The sequence below is a fragment of the Novosphingobium sp. genome (assembly GCF_036820275.1).
Lineage (GTDB): Bacteria > Pseudomonadota > Alphaproteobacteria > Sphingomonadales > Sphingomonadaceae > Novosphingobium.
Map to the genome: position 1 here is coordinate 21,240 of NZ_DAISLT010000002.1, position 16,434 is coordinate 37,673.

General features: G+C 64.9%; 15 protein-coding genes and 1 pseudogene. 7 read left to right on the top strand and 9 right to left on the bottom strand.

What is annotated here, in order from left to right; all coding sequences use genetic code 11:
- Nucleotides 1-192: 192 nt before the first annotated feature.
- A pseudogene (locus V7066_RS01435) lies at nt 193-1,013 on the bottom strand (IS5 family transposase).
- Nucleotides 1,014-1,422: 409 nt separating this feature from the next.
- Here V7066_RS01435 and V7066_RS01440 point away from each other — a divergent pair.
- On the top strand, nt 1,423-2,313 hold the full coding sequence (locus V7066_RS01440; RefSeq protein ID WP_334181477.1) for a MipA/OmpV family protein: 891 nt from the start codon (nt 1,423-1,425) through the stop codon (nt 2,311-2,313).
- Nucleotides 2,314-2,539: 226 nt separating this feature from the next.
- On the opposite strand, the gene V7066_RS01445 is transcribed toward V7066_RS01440, so the two are convergent.
- The 3 genes from V7066_RS01445 to V7066_RS01455 all read right to left on the bottom strand — a co-directional run bounded on the left by V7066_RS01445 (nt 2,540) and on the right by V7066_RS01455 (nt 5,594).
- Complete coding sequence (locus V7066_RS01445) at nt 2,540-3,805, bottom strand: glycosyltransferase family 4 protein (protein WP_334181478.1); 1,266 nt, start codon at nt 3,803-3,805, stop codon at nt 2,540-2,542.
- 276 nt (nt 3,806-4,081) lie between these two features.
- Nucleotides 4,082-4,867 carry an aspartyl/asparaginyl beta-hydroxylase domain-containing protein gene (locus tag V7066_RS01450; protein WP_334181479.1) on the bottom strand — a complete coding sequence of 262 codons (786 nt, stop codon included), beginning with the start codon at nt 4,865-4,867 and terminating at the stop codon, nt 4,082-4,084.
- A gap of 97 nt (nt 4,868-4,964) precedes the next feature.
- Entirely contained in the window at nt 4,965-5,594 is a 630-nt protein-coding gene (locus V7066_RS01455) for a sterol desaturase family protein (protein WP_334181480.1), read from the bottom strand.
- Nucleotides 5,595-5,677: 83 nt separating this feature from the next.
- Here V7066_RS01455 and V7066_RS01460 point away from each other — a divergent pair, with 83 nt between their 5' ends.
- Nucleotides 5,678-6,454 (top strand): SDR family NAD(P)-dependent oxidoreductase, encoded by a 777-nt coding sequence (locus tag V7066_RS01460; RefSeq protein ID WP_334181481.1) that lies wholly within the window; start codon nt 5,678-5,680, stop codon nt 6,452-6,454.
- Between the two features lie 5 nt (nt 6,455-6,459).
- On the opposite strand, the gene V7066_RS01465 is transcribed toward V7066_RS01460, so the two are convergent.
- The 3 genes from V7066_RS01465 to V7066_RS01475 all read right to left on the bottom strand — a co-directional run bounded on the left by V7066_RS01465 (nt 6,460) and on the right by V7066_RS01475 (nt 9,355).
- On the bottom strand, nt 6,460-7,950 hold the full coding sequence (locus V7066_RS01465) for an LTA synthase family protein (protein ID WP_334181482.1): 1,491 nt from the start codon (nt 7,948-7,950) through the stop codon (nt 6,460-6,462).
- A gap of 116 nt (nt 7,951-8,066) precedes the next feature.
- Entirely contained in the window at nt 8,067-8,861 is a 795-nt protein-coding gene (locus V7066_RS01470; RefSeq protein WP_334181483.1) for a transcriptional regulator, read from the bottom strand.
- A complete protein-coding gene (locus V7066_RS01475) occupies nt 8,858-9,355 on the bottom strand; it encodes a sigma-70 family RNA polymerase sigma factor (protein WP_334181484.1) in 498 nt (165 codons plus the stop codon). The genes V7066_RS01470 and V7066_RS01475 overlap by 4 nt, the downstream gene beginning before the upstream one ends.
- 95 nt (nt 9,356-9,450) lie before the next feature.
- Between V7066_RS01475 and V7066_RS01480 the strand changes: the two genes are divergently transcribed.
- Both V7066_RS01480 and V7066_RS01485 read left to right on the top strand, forming a co-directional pair.
- On the top strand, nt 9,451-10,674 hold the full coding sequence (locus V7066_RS01480; RefSeq protein ID WP_334181485.1) for a S8 family serine peptidase: 1,224 nt from the start codon (nt 9,451-9,453) through the stop codon (nt 10,672-10,674).
- A gap of 110 nt (nt 10,675-10,784) precedes the next feature.
- Nucleotides 10,785-11,558, top strand: a complete 774-nt coding sequence (locus V7066_RS01485; protein ID WP_334181486.1) for a hypothetical protein — start codon at nt 10,785-10,787, stop codon at nt 11,556-11,558.
- 69 nt (nt 11,559-11,627) lie between these two features.
- Here the strand turns inward: V7066_RS01485 and V7066_RS01490 are convergent, their stop codons facing one another.
- Nucleotides 11,628-12,785: an acyltransferase family protein gene (locus V7066_RS01490; protein ID WP_334181487.1), complete on the bottom strand. Its 1,158-nt coding sequence runs from the start codon at nt 12,783-12,785 to the stop codon at nt 11,628-11,630.
- Between the two features lie 85 nt (nt 12,786-12,870).
- The gene (locus V7066_RS01495; RefSeq protein WP_334181488.1) at nt 12,871-14,844 is read right to left on the bottom strand and encodes an energy transducer TonB; all 1,974 of its coding nucleotides are present in this window, start codon (nt 14,842-14,844) and stop codon (nt 12,871-12,873) included.
- 85 nt (nt 14,845-14,929) lie between these two features.
- Between V7066_RS01495 and V7066_RS01500 the strand changes: the two genes are divergently transcribed.
- Genes V7066_RS01500 through V7066_RS01510 form a run of 3 tightly spaced genes read left to right on the top strand, consistent with a single transcriptional unit; the run spans nt 14,930 to nt 16,433 of the window.
- Nucleotides 14,930-15,334: a hypothetical protein gene (locus tag V7066_RS01500; RefSeq protein WP_334181489.1), complete on the top strand. Its 405-nt coding sequence runs from the start codon at nt 14,930-14,932 to the stop codon at nt 15,332-15,334.
- A gap of 48 nt (nt 15,335-15,382) precedes the next feature.
- Entirely contained in the window at nt 15,383-16,054 is a 672-nt protein-coding gene (locus tag V7066_RS01505) for a peroxiredoxin (RefSeq protein WP_334181490.1), read from the top strand.
- Between the two features lies 1 nt (nt 16,055).
- A complete protein-coding gene (locus V7066_RS01510) occupies nt 16,056-16,433 on the top strand; it encodes an ArsR/SmtB family transcription factor (protein ID WP_334181491.1) in 378 nt (125 codons plus the stop codon).
- Nucleotide 16,434: the final 1 nt, after the last annotated feature.

Consider the following 16,434-nt stretch of genomic DNA (forward strand, 5'->3'; position numbering starts at 1 on the left):
TAGCCTCCGTGCCACGCTCATCGGCCAGAGCTTTTCACTAGCAAATCCTGCTCGATGACGGATTGTCTGATCTTGGCATGGAGATTTTTTTCTACCCGGTCTCGCTTCGATTTGGTTGTTTCGCCTGCGCCTGAGAAGGTTGCAGCCAAGCCATCGATTGTCCGCTTTTGCTAAGAGTCCGTTTGAGAATGCTCATGGATGGAGAATTCTTCGGAGCATGAGGTTGCCGAGAGCGACATTCATCATGGCCTCGGAGACGTCGATCCGCTGCTCGTACTCGCGAACCAGCCGTTTCCAGCGCGTCATCCAGCCGAAGGTGCGCTCCACTACCCAGCGCCTCGGCAGTACCTTGAAGCCTGTCTCCTTGTCAGAGCGGCGGATAATCTCGAGGACGAAGTCCTGATAGGTTGCGGCGTCCATAAGGCGGGTGCGGTCATAGGCGCCGTCGGCGAACAAATGCTTCGGCCAGAGCCATCGCTTGCGAACGGTCGCGACGATCGTTTGAGCGCCGGCGCTGTCTGAGATGTAGGCAGTGGTGAGATTGACCATGAGCAATCGGCCATCGGTGGCTACGGCAATGTGCCGTTTACGGCCGACAACTTTCCTCCCCGCATCAAACCCCCGCCTTTCCGCTGCTGGCGCTTTGATGGACTGGCTATCCACGACGGCGGCCGTCGGGCTCTGCTCACGCCCTTCGCGTTCACGGTCAAGCATCAGTGTGACGTAGTGGATCGGAACAAGAGCCGGCGCGCGAAGCGGCGAAACCACCAATACACCGTTTGCCAAGGCGGGAGGTCGTTCGGCAACATCCGCCATCCACCACCTGTTCGTGTCAGATAGCGAAGCACATCGAGGACATCACGCAGGTCCGCCGCCGGCTTGCGTCCGCGCTTGGCCACCAGCGGGAGGAACGGCTGAATAAACAGCCATTCTTCGTCCGTCAGATCGGTCGGGTAGCGCTTCGATCGCTTTTCAAAACCAACCATCCGGTTCCGGCTCGCTCGGGTCCACATCCAAAGCTTGCATCACGCCCGTGCCGCCCCATCAACCCATTCTCAAACGATCTCTTAGCCCTCCTGAAAGTCCGCAAAATACCGTTTTCTCGTCGACTTCCTTCTCTTTCATCCCTCACGTCGGGATTAGCTTAGTACTCTGTCAAGGAAACCGGGGCAGGAGTACTGGGATCCCTAGTGTGGCTTCGCCCCATTAACATTCGATTCGGCTCATTAGAATCGAACCAAGTATTTCTTTCTTGACAGAGGTACGTCCAATGGACCGATTTAGCGAAATTTTTGCGAAAATTACGGTAAATCAGGCAACTTTATGCTCATTGTGACTCACGCTACCCCCTCGACTGGGGGACCCGCCATCAGCACAGTATTTAACTTCCATGATCGTCGATGCCGCATAAGGTCAGGAACCATGAACGCCAACCTATCTTGCCTTGCGGTCGATCGTTTGATTCAAGGTCGCACCCGAGCGAGAGGCAAGGCATGCGTCTCGTCTTTCCTGAAGGCGGTGGGCGGTGGAGCTATCGCAGCGACGTGCCTGGCGGGCGGCCATGCCGGCGCCCAGGACCTCAGCGGCTCGCGGCAGTCGTTCGAAAAGCCGAGCAACGACCGCATAGTCCTGGGAATCGGTGCGGCCGTAACGCCCGTGTACCAGGGCGCGGACGATTACCGGGTCCTGCCGCTGCCCGCGATCGATATCGTCGAAGGGCCGATTTATGCGAATTTTCGGAACGGCGTCGGGTTGAATTTCGTCTCCCGTCCCGGATTCACCATCGGATCGGGCGTTACCTTCATGCCGGGATATCGCCGCAGGGATGTGCCGGAAGGAGTCGGCCGACTGACCTCGGGAGCCGGTGCCCGCGTGTTCGCCGCTGTCAGCAGCGGGCGAGTCATTGCCACATTGGGTGCAACCCAAGGCTTCGTCGGCAGCACTCGTGGCTTCATTGCCGATGCCAGCCTTTCCTATCCCGTCATCGCAAGCCGCAAGCTGATAGTGACCCCGTCGATCGCAACCAGTTTTGCAGACCGACGCCACAATGATCGCTATTTCGGCATAAGCGCCGCAGAAGCGCAGGCTTCCGGTCTGACGGCCTGGCGCGGCAAGGCCGGTTTCAAGGATGCCTCGACGTTGCTGACGGCAATCTACCGGCTTGACGACCGTATCAGCATCAGCGGTTCCGTAGGCGCAACCAGGCTGCTTGGGCGGACTGCGTCCAGCCCTTTGGTCAAGCACAGAACCCTGCCCAGCGGTTTTCTTTCGGTTACCTACAGGTTGTCGCCGAAAGCGCGCGGGGGACGGTGAACAGGCGGGCGGATGGAGCCCTCAAGGACTCGTCCGCCTCGATGCGACTATCGTTTGCATCGCGTCCGCGTCCTATCGTTTCCCGACCGGAAAAAGGCCGTCCACGAGACCGCCGTTCAATTCGCAGTACCCGAGGCCACCGGGTTCTGTAACGATGAGGCCGCTTCCCCGGTGGTCGATATCGAATCTTGCGCCGCACGGCTGGCATCTGAAAGTCGGACGGCGATCAATGCGCATCCGTGATGAGGAAGTTCATGGATTTGCTGCAGGTTTCACCGTGCTTTCCACGGACATCAGTTTCGCTGCGGACTGAGGTGTCGGCGCGGGCACTCAAGGCTTCCACCATGACCTTTTCCCACGCATCGACGACGCGGGAGCTGGAGAATGAATCGGCAATGCTTCTTGCATTGCTGCCGAGGCGGCGGCGCAGTTCGGGATCTTGCATCAGCTCGCGCATTTCTCGGGCCAGAGCATCGACGTCTTCCGGTGGCACGAGCAGTCCATTGACGCTCTGCTGAATCAGTTCTGCCGGTCCCCAGTTGCAGTTGAACGAAATCGACGGAATTCCGGCAGCAAGCGCTTCGGCCAAGGCATTTCCCCAGCCCTCGTATCGCGAACTCATCACGAAAATGTCGGAGTTTTCGACCCAGCCGCCCGGACGCTCGCTGACACCGGCGAAACGCACGCGTGCGCTCAGGCCGAGTCGAGACGCCATGTCTTCCAGCTTGGAGCGCTCCGGACCCGTGCCCCAGATGACCAGATTCCACTCCGGAAACTCCTCGGCCAGCGCGGCGAAGGCTTGCAGGAGCAAGTCGAAACCCTTCTGATGGACAAATCTGCCCACCGCGGTAATCCATTTGGTCTTCGCCGTCGGCGTGTCGCCGCGTTCGAAGCGCAGCACGGGATTGGGGATGACCCATTGGCGCCGGCGCATGGCGGGCGGAAAGCAATCCATTGCGCCTTTCGTCATTGTCACAAGTCCGAATGCACGCGGATAGAGGCGTGCTCGCAGCCAGGACCACAAGAAGCCGACCGATTGCTTCTGGGGATTGTTGCGTTCCGAAACGATGATGGGTGTCTGCCTTCCCAGTCCCGCGATGAGCGCAAGGATGTTGGTGCGGGTCAGGAAGCTGACCACGACGTCGGGCGCGGCTTGGTCGATTGCCCTGCGAAGTCGGACGGCGCGGCGGATCGCCGCGATGCTTTTGGCCGGAGCCGACAGGCGTGCCGGCGGAAGGTCGAGTCGTATCACCTCCACTCCGGCGGGGTATTGATAGTAGGATGGACTGTCGGCGTCGGCGAAGCTGATCACGGACATCTCCCAGCCGCGCTCGTCGAGCAGATCCGCAATGATGTTGGCGATGCGCTCAGCTCCGCCGGCGCCCAGACCCGGTAGCACCAATGCAGCACGCTTCCGCTCGGAATGGGCGGACCGTGCTGCCGGTTCGGCCGCGACACTTTCAATTTCCTGCTGAAAGCGGTGCGTTGTCATCGCCTTTCGGTCCTCCCCCTTGCCGACATCTTCGTGCCCCAAGGCAGCGAGCCGATCCGCCTTCGTTCGGTGTATCGCCTTCCCCGGTATTTGTTGCGCGTATTTACACCCGAGGTGAACGATTAATGCCTGCGGCCAAGAGGGTTACTCCGCTTTATCCAGGTATCCCCTCTCGGCAGATCGTGGGCATCCTTCCACTCGCTTGCGGATGATGCACCATCAAATGCCGGGACCAGACACCTGGTCTGCGTCAGCGGATGCTCGGGAGGATGACGCTCAGGCTTCGTTTGGCTGCGGGGCCGGGTTGTTGCCGGCACGCTCGATGGCCTTGGTGATGTCCTTCACGAAGCGCGAATGGCGTACGCCGAACAGGAAGGTGTTCTGGATCAGGCTGCCCAGCCAGCGGCAGGGGCGCTTGATCTGGATGAGCAGGATGTAGCGATCCTCATCCGTTTCGTTCCACACTTCGTGGTTGAACATGTCGTCGAACAGGAAGGACTGGCCGGGTTCCCAGGTCAGGACATGCAGCTTGTCGTCGCCCTCGACGTGCATGCGGCACTTTTCCCGCTCCCTGGGGGCCTTCAAGGCGAGGTGGTAGGTGAGCATGCCCTTGGTCATGCCCCAGTGGCGCGGGATATGGCCTCCGGCCTCGAGGACGGAGAAGTTGGCCGTCACCAGCCCCGGAATCTTCTCGATGGCGGCAGCCGTGAACGGCGCGCGCGAGGCGTTCTGCCGGAGGCGATAGCCATAGCCCTTCAGGAAGAAGGCACGCCAGCGGCGATCCGCTGCGATGCGGCCATGGTCGAAGGAAAGATCGCCGAGCGAAGGGATGTCTTCCGTCCGGATGCGAACGGCTTCGTCGCGGATCGTTTCCCACTGGCTCTCAAGCTGGGCCATCCACGGGAAGAACGATTTGTCCTGAACCGCCGCGTCGGGAATCCGCGAATTTCGCATGATGACGCGGTCGATCTTGGGGCGAAGTTCCTTGCCGATCTGGAACAGCGACTTGTTGACGAAGGGAACCTTCCAACCGCGCGAGTTGAGGGTCTTTTGCCAGTTCAAGAAACTGCTCCTTATACTTCTTCCAGGACAACGCAGGCGGGCTTCAAAGTGCGCTTGTGCACACTTTGAGCGAAGCTTCCGGTCATCGCTTGATCGTTTACCGCTTCAGCGAGCGGATCTTGCTGCCGAACACATTGTCCCAGAAAATGGCCGAGATCGAGTAGTTGCCGCTCTCGTCGACATAATGGTGACGCATGTGATGTCGTTTCAGCGCCGAGCCGATTCGGCCCTTCATCGCCCAGTGGTGACAGGCGTAGTGGACCACGTCGTAGATGACGTATCCGATCATGAAGCCCAGAAACAGCCAGGTTCCCGCGCTTGCGAACAGCAGGACGAGAATCCCCCAGACCGCGAGCGCGATCGGCACGCTGGCGCCGAGCGGCATGAGGCTGCGCAAGGGGTCGTTCGGCGCGTCGTGGTGGTTGCCGTGCATCAGGAACACGAACCATTTCAGCACCGGGACATCGGATTCCAGATGGAACATGTAGCGGTGCATCACGTATTCGAAGAGGCTCCAAACCGCCAATCCGGCCAGAACCAGGCCCACGCCCGCGAACGGGCCGACCGTTCCCCAGCCCGTCCAGGCGATGGCTGGAAGCAGCACAGCCCAGACAGCCGCAAAGAAACGGGGGGAGATCAACGTGAGCCGTTCGAGCGTCTCGCTCTTGAACAAGCGGATACGTTGCGGACTAGGATTTAGCGCGGGCATTGGGTCGATCTCGAACATCAGGCGTCGGTAAGTGTCAAGCCAATAGTACCCTAATACGCTGAGATGTTGACAATCACGGCCGATTGCACGGATGCAGCGGCATGAACATTGGGTCCCCACGCAAAAGAATTCTCATTACCGGCGCTTCGGGCGGACTCGGTGGGGCATTGGCCCGGCAATACGCCGCTCCGGGCGTGATGCTTGCCCTCTGGGGGAGAGATTCGGCGCGTCTCTCCGCGCTGGCAGAAATCTGTCGCGTTCGTGGGGCCTGCGTCGAAGTGCGATCGCTGGATATCTCCGATGTCGCGGGCGCGGTCCTGGCCATAGAGGCCGAGGATGCAGCGGGACCGATCGACCTGGCGCTTTTGGCATCGGGCCTTGGAGACGTGCGTGCCGATGGAGACGCAGTGGAAGATCCCGCGCTCGTGGCTACGCTGGGCATCGTCAATTTCGCAGCGCCCGCAGCCATGGCGGCCGCTCTCGCGAAGCGTATGGCGGAGCGGAAATCCGGCTCCATCGTTCTTATCGGCTCTGCCGCGGCGTTTCATGCCTTGCCTTTCGCGGCGGCCTATTCCGGCTCGAAGGCAGGCCTTGCGCGTTTCGCCGAAGCGCTGCGCCTCGGCATGCGCGAGCACGGGGTCACCGTGACACTGGTGTCTCCGGGGTTCATCGACACTGCCGCAGGGCGGCAGGTTCCCGGTCCCAAGCCGCTGATGCTGAAGCCGGACGACGTCGCCGCCCGAATTGCCGCGGCGGTCGCGAGCGGCAAGGGGCATGTGATCCTGCCCTGGCCTTTCGCGGCGCTGCGGCTGTTCGACCGCCTCTTGCCGCGTTTCCTGCGCGACCGTCTGCTCCTGTCGCTCGCGCCGCCGCGATAGGGCCGTCAGCAGGGACTCTGCCCGGGCGCGACATCGCCGAGGGTCGCGCCGAGGATGGCATGATGCAGGCCCGCCGGGGTCAGGTCCGCATGTCGATCCTCGCCGCGGACGATCGCGCCGGAGGTGTCGAGGCGAATCATCACGTAGGGGGTGTGCCGGTCTCCACCGGGGGCTGTCGCGCCCGGAATGCTGGGACGATGATCGCCGAAGAACACGAGCAGGGCAGGGCGTTCGAGCGCGCCCAGTCGCTCGACAAGGGAGGACAGCATCGCATCGCTGTTGCGCGCGAGCCGGAGATAGCTTTGCTTGAGGTCGCCGCTGGAATGCTCGTCGGGCGCCCAGGGACCGTGGTTCTCGATCGTGACCGCATAGATCATGGTCGGTCCGGTCGCTTCCGCCGCGAGCGAGACGATCTCGTCGGTCATGGCCGCATCGGTGACATAGCGGCCCTCGCCGGGTGCGGGAGGCTCGAAGCGATCCTCGCCGACGAGGTGGGCGAAACCGGCCGCGGGCATGATCCGGTCCCGGCCGTAGAAGCGCATGTCATGCGGATGCGCAAACAGGCTGCGCCAACCGGCCGGTTTCAGGCGCGCAGGCAGGGCATGGGAAATGTCGTCCAGAGCCGTCAGGAACGGGTCGTAGCGCCGAAACCCGAGCTCTTCCTCGTCAAGGCCGAACAGGACCCCGTATTCCGTGCGCATCGTATAGGCGCCGAAACCGCTGACCTGGAGCCGCCCGGACTGCCAGGCGTGCTTCCGCGCGGCGGCAAGGCCGGGCAGGGCCAGGTCCGGGTCCGAGAAGAGTTCGACCGGATCGGCGAAACTCTCGCACTGGATGATGACGACGAGTTCCGGCGCCGGTGCGATCGGGGTTCGAAGCGGCGTCGCGCAAGTCGCCGGGGCTTCGCTTTCGCGCCAGCGCAGCCAGTAAAGCAGCAGCGTCGGCAGCAGGCCATGGCGTTGCACGTCGGCGTGGGCCGCCGGCACTCTTGCCAGTCGGCGGATGGGGGCGGTCTTCAGGGAGAGCCCGAGAATCGCGAGGCTCGCGGTCAAAGTGCCCAATCCGATCAGGTGCGGCTGAAAAGCCGGGACGAACAGCCGGGCGAGAAGCGCCAGAAGGAGGAGCGCAATGATCCCGGCCACGGTGCGCTGCCAGACCGCGACCGCGGAAAGATAGAACTGCGGATGGCGGAATATCGCCCCGATCAGCGCGAGATCGGAAAAGAGCAGCGGTTCGCCGAGCATGGCATGCTTGGCATTGGACGCCACCGCCAGCAAGGCGAGCACGCCGAGCGAGAGGCAGACGGAAACGGGGACGTTGCCGCAGACCAGAAGGAAGAGACCCGCCAAGGCCATCGCCATCCACAGCAATAGCCAAGTGCCGGGTAAGCTCCGTCCGATGGAAAGCGGGAAATTGTCTCGCCGCGGACGCACGAGTCCTTCGAGCAGGATGGCGCCGATCGGCAGCGCCGCGAATGTCATTCCGTCGATAGTCACTGTTCTGCCGTGCAACCCGGATTCATGAGCCCAGCACCGTTCGACCATCGTTCAGCGGGCGGAAGCGCGCTCATAGCGGGGACGACCGGGACTGTCATCCGGTGTCTGCCCTATGCCTACTTCTGCCATCCCCCGGCTGCGGCTTCGCGTTCCTGTGCGGCATCGAGCGGATCGCCCGCGGCCATGTCCTGCGCCGTCGCCATCAGATCGGCCTGGCCGGAACCGGCCTGGCGGTAGTCCGCCCCCGTCTTGCCGGATCCTGCAACGACATGTTCGAGCACCCAGCGGCCCGAATCCTTGCAGGCTATTCCGGCGGAGGCCGTGGCGGCGTAGACCCGGCAATAGTCGCCGTCCCGGCGGCGGAAGCTGGCGAGGATGCGCAAGTCTTCGCCAGATGCGGAAGCGAGTCGGGTTTCCAGCCCCCGGGCGAGGTCGCCGGTGGCCAGCAGGGTGCCGTCCCGTTCTGCCACGTTGCCGCGTTCCAGCTTCGTGCCGATCATGAGGCCGAGCACCAGCGTGGCAGCCACGGCAAGGCCGATGCTCCAGCGCTGCAAGTGCCGCGGTCGGCCGCGCTGCACCGGTGCTTCGGCCTTTCGCTGGCGGCGAACCTCGGCGAGATCGACGACCTGCGACTTCCCGCCAGGCCGTCCGGAGGGCGGACGGGCATCGGTCATATCCTCTTCCGCGTCCTGCGCGGCGGCAGCCGCGATCAGCAGGGTCAGGTCTTCCGGGACAGGTTCGGCCGCGACCGGATCGAAAGTCCCGCGGAGCAGGGCGCGCAGGCGCCGCTGCGCTGCGAGCTTCCCGGCGAGGGCGGGATCGGCCGCGACGGCGGCGGCTACGCGCGCGGCCTCGGTCTCGGCGAGTTCGCCGTCTGCATAAGCCGCGAGTTCTTCGTCGGTCACGGTCACGCGGCTTCTCCCAGTTCGCGCAGCAGCGCCTCGCGGCCCCGGCCGAGGCGCGAGGTCAGGGTGCCCTGCGGAATGCCGATGATCTCGGCAGCTTCCTTGTAGGCAAAGCCCTCGACGAGCACGAGCATCACCGCTTCGCGCTGTTCTTCGGGGAGCCGTGCCAGCGCGCGGCCGACATTGCCGAGTTCGACCAGGTTTTCGGCATCGCGGTCGCCGGGCGTGCCTATGCCGGAGCCTTCCTCCTCATGAACGAAAGTCTGCGCACGCCGCTTCCTTGCCCGTGTCTCGTCGATCCATTGGTTTCTCATGATCCTGTAAACCCATGCGTCGAGGCGCGTCCCGTCCTGCCATTGCCGACGGGACTTGAGCGCGCGCTCGACAGTCTGCTGGCACAAGTCGTCGGCATCGGCCACATCGCGAGCGAGGCCGCGCGCGAACCGCCGCAGGCGCGGCAGCAGGGCGGTCAGCTCCTGGAAAAAGCGGTCTGTGCTCATCGAATATCCTGCCTGCGGGATGAAACGCATGAGCCTTGGCGTTTCATCCCTGAGTGCTACGATTTTTCGGAATGGACAAGCGGATGAGAACGGTCGTGATCTTGGCCACTGCTGCGGCGGTAGTGTTTGCGGCACCCTCGCGGGCGCAGCTTCTGCCGGTCGATCCGCTGGGCACGGTCGGCCGAGCGGGCAGGACGCTCGGCGAAACCGTGCGGGATACGGCGTCGCAAGTCACCGATCCGCTGGGCGAGGCGGTGCACGATGCCCGCTCGATGGCGCGCGAGCGGCTCCGGCGGATTGGCGGTTTCGTCTCCGGCCATGCCGACCGGGTCGAATGGGACGATGACCATCAACCTGCGGTGCGCGGGGAAGTGCTCCTGGTGAGCCCGGATCCTGCCGCGCTGGAGACCGCGCGGGGCAAGGGCTACACGGTTCTGGAGCAGGCCGAGATCGAGGCGCTGGGCCTCGCCTATGCTCGGCTCGGTACGCCGGAGGGCGTGCCGCTCGCGCAAGCGGTGAAGGAGTTGCAAAAGGCGCTCCCCGGGCGCGAGATTTCCGCCGATCAGCTTCATTTCCCCTCGGGTGCGGCGTCGCAGCCGGGCGGCGCAGGCAAGCCGGAGACTTTGCCCCATGGTGGCACCGTCGGCGTCATCGATGGCGGGATCGCGGGTTCCTCCCGGCTCGCGGCGCAGCGCGGCTTTGCATCGGGTGCGCCGAAGGCCAGCGATCATGCCGGTGCGATTGCCTCGCTGCTGGCAGGAGCGGGAACGGCGAAGATCTACGGCGCGGATGTCTACGGTTCCGATCCGGCAGGGGGCAGCGCATTGGCGATCGCGAGGGCGCTGGGCTGGATGCAGGGGCAGGGAGTGTCGGTGGTCTCGATCAGTCTGGTCGGCCCCTCCAATCCGCTGCTCGCGCGCGCGGTGGCGGGCGCGCAGGGCAAGGGCATGGTGATCGTCGCGGCGGTCGGCAACGACGGGGCAGCGGCGCCACCCGCCTTTCCGGCATCCTATCCCGGTGTGGTGGCGGTGACGGGCGTGGACCGCGCCGGGCGGGTGCTGATCGAGGCAGGGCAGGCGGCACATCTCGACTATGCCGCGCCGGGGGCGGACATCTCGGCGCGGGTTCCCGGACGCGGGCGGGTTTCGCTACGGGGGACGTCTTATGCGGCGCCGCTTGCCGCCGCGCGGATCGCCGCTTGGCACACCCGGTTGGGAAGCGGTGCGAAAGTGCTGAAAGCCGTGGATTCCGAAGCGATCAAGGGCACCCGCCGGACCGGACGCGGGGTGCTTTGCAGCGTCTGCCGCAGCGGGCTCTGAACGGGACCGCCGAAAAAGTTCGCGGCTCGCGCGGATGAAAGCACGAGGGCCATCCGTTCCTTCCAGCAGACACACCGAACGGGTGTGGAGAACAAGGAAGGAGCAGAATCATGAACAAGCTCACTCTCGGGACCGCCATCGCCACGCTCGCCTTCGTCGCGGCTTCCCCTGCGGCCCATGCCCAGCTTCTCGGTGGGGGCGGCCTTGGTGGTTCGCTGGGCGGCTCGCTCGGAGGCTCTTTGGGCGGGACGCTCGGTGGCATCGGCAGCTCGATCGACGGTATGGGCAGCGGCGCGGGCGATATCAGCGCCTCGCGGGCAAGCCGGAGCGTTTCCTCGCGGGCCGGTGGCAGCGGACGGGCCAGCAAGGGGGTGAAGACGCCGCAAGGACAGGCTCCGGACGCCTCGGGTGTTACGGCAGCGGCGGGCGGAGCGGGTTCGCGAGCCGGTGGGCTGGTCGATTCGACCCGTTCGGCGCTGTCTGGCGCGGCGGGCAGTGCTTCGGCGGCGGGCTCGGGAACCGGTGCGCTGTCCGGATCGGGCAATGGTGGCTCGGCGACCGGCTCGGGCAACCTGACCGGCGCGGCCGATCTTGCCGGTGCGACAGGCGCGGCTTCGGGTTTGGCGGGCAAAGCAAGCGACGGCGCTCAGGCCGCCCGCACTGCCGCTGCCGAAAAGGCGCAGGGATTGGGCGACAAGGCGCGCGACACAGCGACCGGTCTTTCCACCGGCTCGGTGGATGCCTCGGGCAACGGGTCGGGTAGTGAGAGCGCGGGCGGGCACAGTGCCGGTGCGACGGGTTCGGGCAGTGGTTCGGCCTCGCGGAACGGGGCAAGCGGTTCCGCGAATCTCGGTGTGAACCTTGGCAGCAGTGTCAGTGGGTAAGTCTGGCGCGTAAGCCTGCCGGTCCGAAGCGATGCCCCGGCGAAGGAAGGCCTTCGCCGGGGCATCGTCTTATCCGGGGCGGAGCCTGGTCCGCACGCCGCTCATGAGGAACAGCAGCCAGGCGCTGCGCTTCACGATCAGCCATCCCAGGAACGATAGCGTGAAGGCGACCGCGATCATCACGAGGTAGCGCACGAAGTAGGGCGCGGGGATCGCCTCCACGAGGCCGAAGGTCGCCACGATGATCGGCAGGTGGAGCAGGTAGATGACGAAGGACGCTTCCACCAGTTCGCGGACCCGTCGCGATTCCGTCTTGAACAGCGTGCCTGCGGCGGAAACGATGCTCTGCGTCAGGCCGACGGCGGCCACGGCCTTGAGGACCGGGCGGGTATATTTCGGCAGTTCCCCGGCGCCCACCGTCACCAGCGCGAGGCCGATCGCGACGAGCGCCACCAGCCAGGAGAACCGGTTGAACCGGCGGTTCATGGCCGGGACCCGGTTGAGCAGCGCACCTATCGCGAAATAGGGCGCGTATTCGAGCGCGAAGCCGAGCGAGACAGGATTCTTGAGCAGTTCCGGAAGCAGCGGGTTCACCTTCAGCAGGGCGACTTCATAGACGCCGATGCCGAGGCCGATGGCCAGCATGGCCGGAAGGAACAGGCGGGAGGCGGCGCGGTCCGACAGGTTCAGGCGGAATGTCCGTACTTTCGGCGAGAGGCAGACCAGCGCCGCGACGGCGCTGAAATAGATGAGCACGATCACGAACCACAAGTGGCCGGTCGTCTCCCGCCCCAAGGTCAGGCTTTGGTCGACCCACAGACCAAGCCCTGCACGCGTGCCGGACGCGTTGTGCAGGTCGGCGGCGAGGTTCATCAGCGGCACGATCGCCAGCAGGCCCACCACCAGCGGCGGGACCAGCCGGGTCAGGCGGCTTTCCAGGTAGGCGCCCACGCTCCGCTTCAGGAGCAGCATCGCCGTGAAGTATCCGGCGATCAGGAAGAATCCCTGCATGCGGAACAGGTGCAGGAATTCCATGACATGGGTTAGCGCCAGCGAGTGATCCGCAGACATCACCATCCAGGTCTGGCCGTCGTCCCGGAACGGATGGGTAGCGTGAAAGGGAATGCCCAGCAGCATCAGCACGGCGCGCACGGCGTCCAGATGGTGCTCCCGGCTGGGATGCACGAGCGCGCCGTCAGGCGGCTTTGCCAGTCCGGTATACTCCATACCCGCTGTTTGCGACGAAGGCCGGGGCAGGGCAATTACCCTGATGGCTGGCGCATTTGGGTATTTGCGTCGGGGAAAGGCGGGATCAGTTCATGCGGAAGGCGATGTTCTGGGAAGCGGCGGAGCAGGCGGTCTCGCCGCCGGGACGATAGCTGCTCTCGTAAACGAAATCCTTGGCCATGGTCGAAGCCGCATCGGAGAATACGAAGGGCGGATACGCGATCAGGGCGCGCTGCTGGCGGGTACGCCCCGATGCATCGACGTCGAACTCGACGCGGGCCCAGCCTTCGAAGCCCATGCGTGCCGCTTCCATCGGATAGTCGCCTGAACTCGCCCCGTTGCGCTTCATGGCAGGTACTGCGCCGATGATGGCGCATTGCTCGCTGCTGAGGCCGGTCTGCTCGAATATTTCCTGCGCCCGCGCGAAATCCTTGTTCTGCGCGGCCCAGGTCGCGCTTTGCAGGAGGGCGTTGATCTTGAGCGGATGATCCGCCGGAAGCGCCGGATCGGCAATCACCGCTTCGCGCAGCGGCGGACCGTCGACCGGAACGCCGAGCCGGTAGCCGGGCGAGGCGATCTTGAGGCGCACGGTATCGATGGCCAGCGCGTCCCCGGTGGCCGTGACCACGGGCAGCAGTTCGCGAAGGGCGGTGCGGACTTGCGCGGGGCGGCGTTCGTTACGGCTGGTGACGGACTGGAAGCGCAGCCAGTTCGTGACCTCCAACGGCATTTTCCGGCTTTCTGCCAGGGCGAGGGCTTCGTCGAGGTAGGTTTTCCCCTGAACGGTGCCGACGACCGGGCTCATGGCCAGAATGCCGAGCAAGGCGACGGTCGCCTCGTCCTTCTTGTCCTTGCGCGATAGGGCCAGCAAGGCCTCGGCCTGAACCGCGGCTTCGCCTTCGGTGCGGGCCTTGAGCGTGTCGCTCACGAGCGGCGTGGCCCAGGCCTGAAACCGCGCGGTCAGCGGCGAGTCGATTTCGGGGCGGCCCGCCGCGACGGTGCAACGCATCTCGACGCGCATGACATTGCGCAGGAAGGGCTTGATTTCCTGGACTTTGGCGGGCGTCCACGACCAGCGCATGGCAGCGCGGGCGAAGGCCAGGGCCACATCGCGTCCACCGGTGGAATAGATCGGCTGGACCCCGAAGGCCGAGCCGTCGTCGCCGATGCTGAATTCGACGACGGCAAAGTCCGTCGGCGTCAGGCCGCTGGTTGCGCCGCAGAGCGGAACGTCCATGTTCTCCGCCCGCGAAAACGGCGCCTGATCCATCCGCCCCGCGCCGGTATAGGCGAGGTAGTTGCGGGCATCGTCGCGGCGATTGAGGAGCATCGCCGCGATCGCGAGGTCCGAGCGCGTCGCGATGTCGGTGAGCGATACTTTCAACGTGAGGCCGCCCTGAAGCTTCAGGGCGTTCTTGAGAAGCGCATAGCCCGCTTCCTTGTCGCCGCGATTCAGCAGGATGCGGGACTTGAGCGTCAGCAGCTGGGCGCGGAAATCCTTGTCGAGAGAAGGCGTTTCCTCGGCGATGCGCGTAGCCTCGTCGATATAGGCGAGAGGCTCCGGTCCGGGATCGAACACAGAGACTTGGGCAAGCCCCAGCAGCGGCTGGAATCGTCCATCCTTTCCGGCCGAGGCCAGAGCCAGACGAAACTCGTGGGCGGCGCGCTCGTAATCCAGCTGTTGGCGGGCGGCGGCCCCCAGATTGAGGTGGGCGGCCAGGACATCTCCGGCAAAGCCTTCTCCGGCGGCGGCGACGGCGGGGAGGCCCGCCTGGATCGCCGCTTCGCCTTCTTCGCTGCGCAGCATCCGGACGAGGCATCCGCCCTTGCGAACACCGATCGCGCCCCGGACGATCGGCGATTTCAGGGCGGCGGGATTACGTTCGATCGTTTCGAAAGCGGCGACGGCTTCGCTGCACCGACCGGTCGACGCGGCCTCGCTGGCGGCGTCGAACTGCTGCTGAAGCGTGGCCGGTTTTGCGGCAGGGGGCGCCGAAGCCTCTGACGTAGCCGCCGGAGCAGTTGCCAGCAGCAGAGATTGCGCAATAATACCGAACATGAAGACCCCCCGTGAACGCACCGATCCGCGCACTGTACTATCGCGCCCGATGTTGCAAATTAAAGCACTGATAGCGTTTGCAATATTGTCGATCGGTTTTTCTTCGGCTGCACAGGCCCAGGAGCAGGCGCGGCTTGGTCCTCCGGCGGATACCGTTCTGCTCTTCGTTGCTGCCTGGTGCGCGCCTTGCCTGGCGGAACTCGCGCGCTTCGAGGAACTGGAGCAGGCTGCCCGGCCGCGCCGTCTGCTTATCGTCTCGCTGGACGAGAGTGCGCGCGGCCTGGAATTGACGCGTCGCTTTTCGGCCCGGCAGAAGCTGGCCGGATCTGAGCGGGAAGGGTGGGACCTGCTGCGCCGCACGACGGCGGGAAAAGGGGTGGGATTGCCCTATGCGGTGATGACCGACCACGCCGGAGCGGTCTGCGCCTTGCGCAATCGAGGTCTGGTCGATGCCGAACTGCGCGCAATGGCCTCCGCATGCGGACAATGAAGGCTGCGAGAGTTTACGCATCGGCATAATCTTGTAACTGTCCCCCTCATGACGACCGACCAGGGTGAAAACGGAAGCGCGGCGGCCTTGCAGCCCTTGCGGATTGGCGATGTGGTGCCGCGGTTCCTGGCGCGCAGCACGCAGGGACCGTTCGACCTCGACGACTATCGCGGAGAATGGCTGATCCTGTTCTCCCATCCGGCGGACTTCACGCCCGTCTGCACCAGCGAGGTGGTGGCGCTCGCCCGTGCCGCCGGTGATTTCGCGGCGCTGGGGTGCCGGCTCGTGGGGCTCTCGGTGGACAGTCTCTATTCCCACCTCGCGTGGATACGCCTGATTCGCGACAGCATCGGCGTCACCGTGCCGTTCCCCATCATCGAGGACCCGACGATGGAGATCGCGCGGGCCTACGGCATGGTCGGCAGCGACGCGCATGACAGCGCGACCGTGCGGATGACCTATTTCATCGATCCCGACGGGGTGATCCAGGCGACCAACAGCTATCCCCTGACCGTGGGCCGCTCGATCCCGGAATTGCTGCGCATCCTGACCGCCCTGCGCGAGGTGCGGGATGGCTCGGGACTGGCTCCGGCAGACTGGCAGCCCGGCGCGCCGCTGCTCCGCCAACCGGGCGAGACCGCCGAGGCGGCGCTGGCAAGTGGCGATCCGGCCGGGTGGTTCCATGCCCCGCTCGGCGCTGCGGATGGGGAGCAGGCCTGATATGCCGCAATCCCACCTTACCGCTGAATTCGAAGCGACGGCCGAGTTGTTGAGGGCGCTGGGCCATCCGGTGCGCTTGCAGATTCTCCACGCGGTTCGGGAGCGCCCACTTGCGGTCGGGGAGATCGAGGAAGCCACGGGCATCGGCCAACCGGGCCTGTCCCAGCAGCTTTCGGTCCTGCGCAAGGCGGAACTGGTGCTGTCGCAGCGCAACGGCAAGCAGGTGTTCTACCAGGTCGACGGCGCGCGCATGGCCGAGATTGCCCAGACCCTGACGGCACTTGGCGGTGGGGTGGGGGGCGCTGCACCGCCCTCCGCGCCATCGCAAGGCGCTGCGCCGCAGGGCGGTGCAGCGCGCTTCGCCCGCGTGTTTCGCTGAA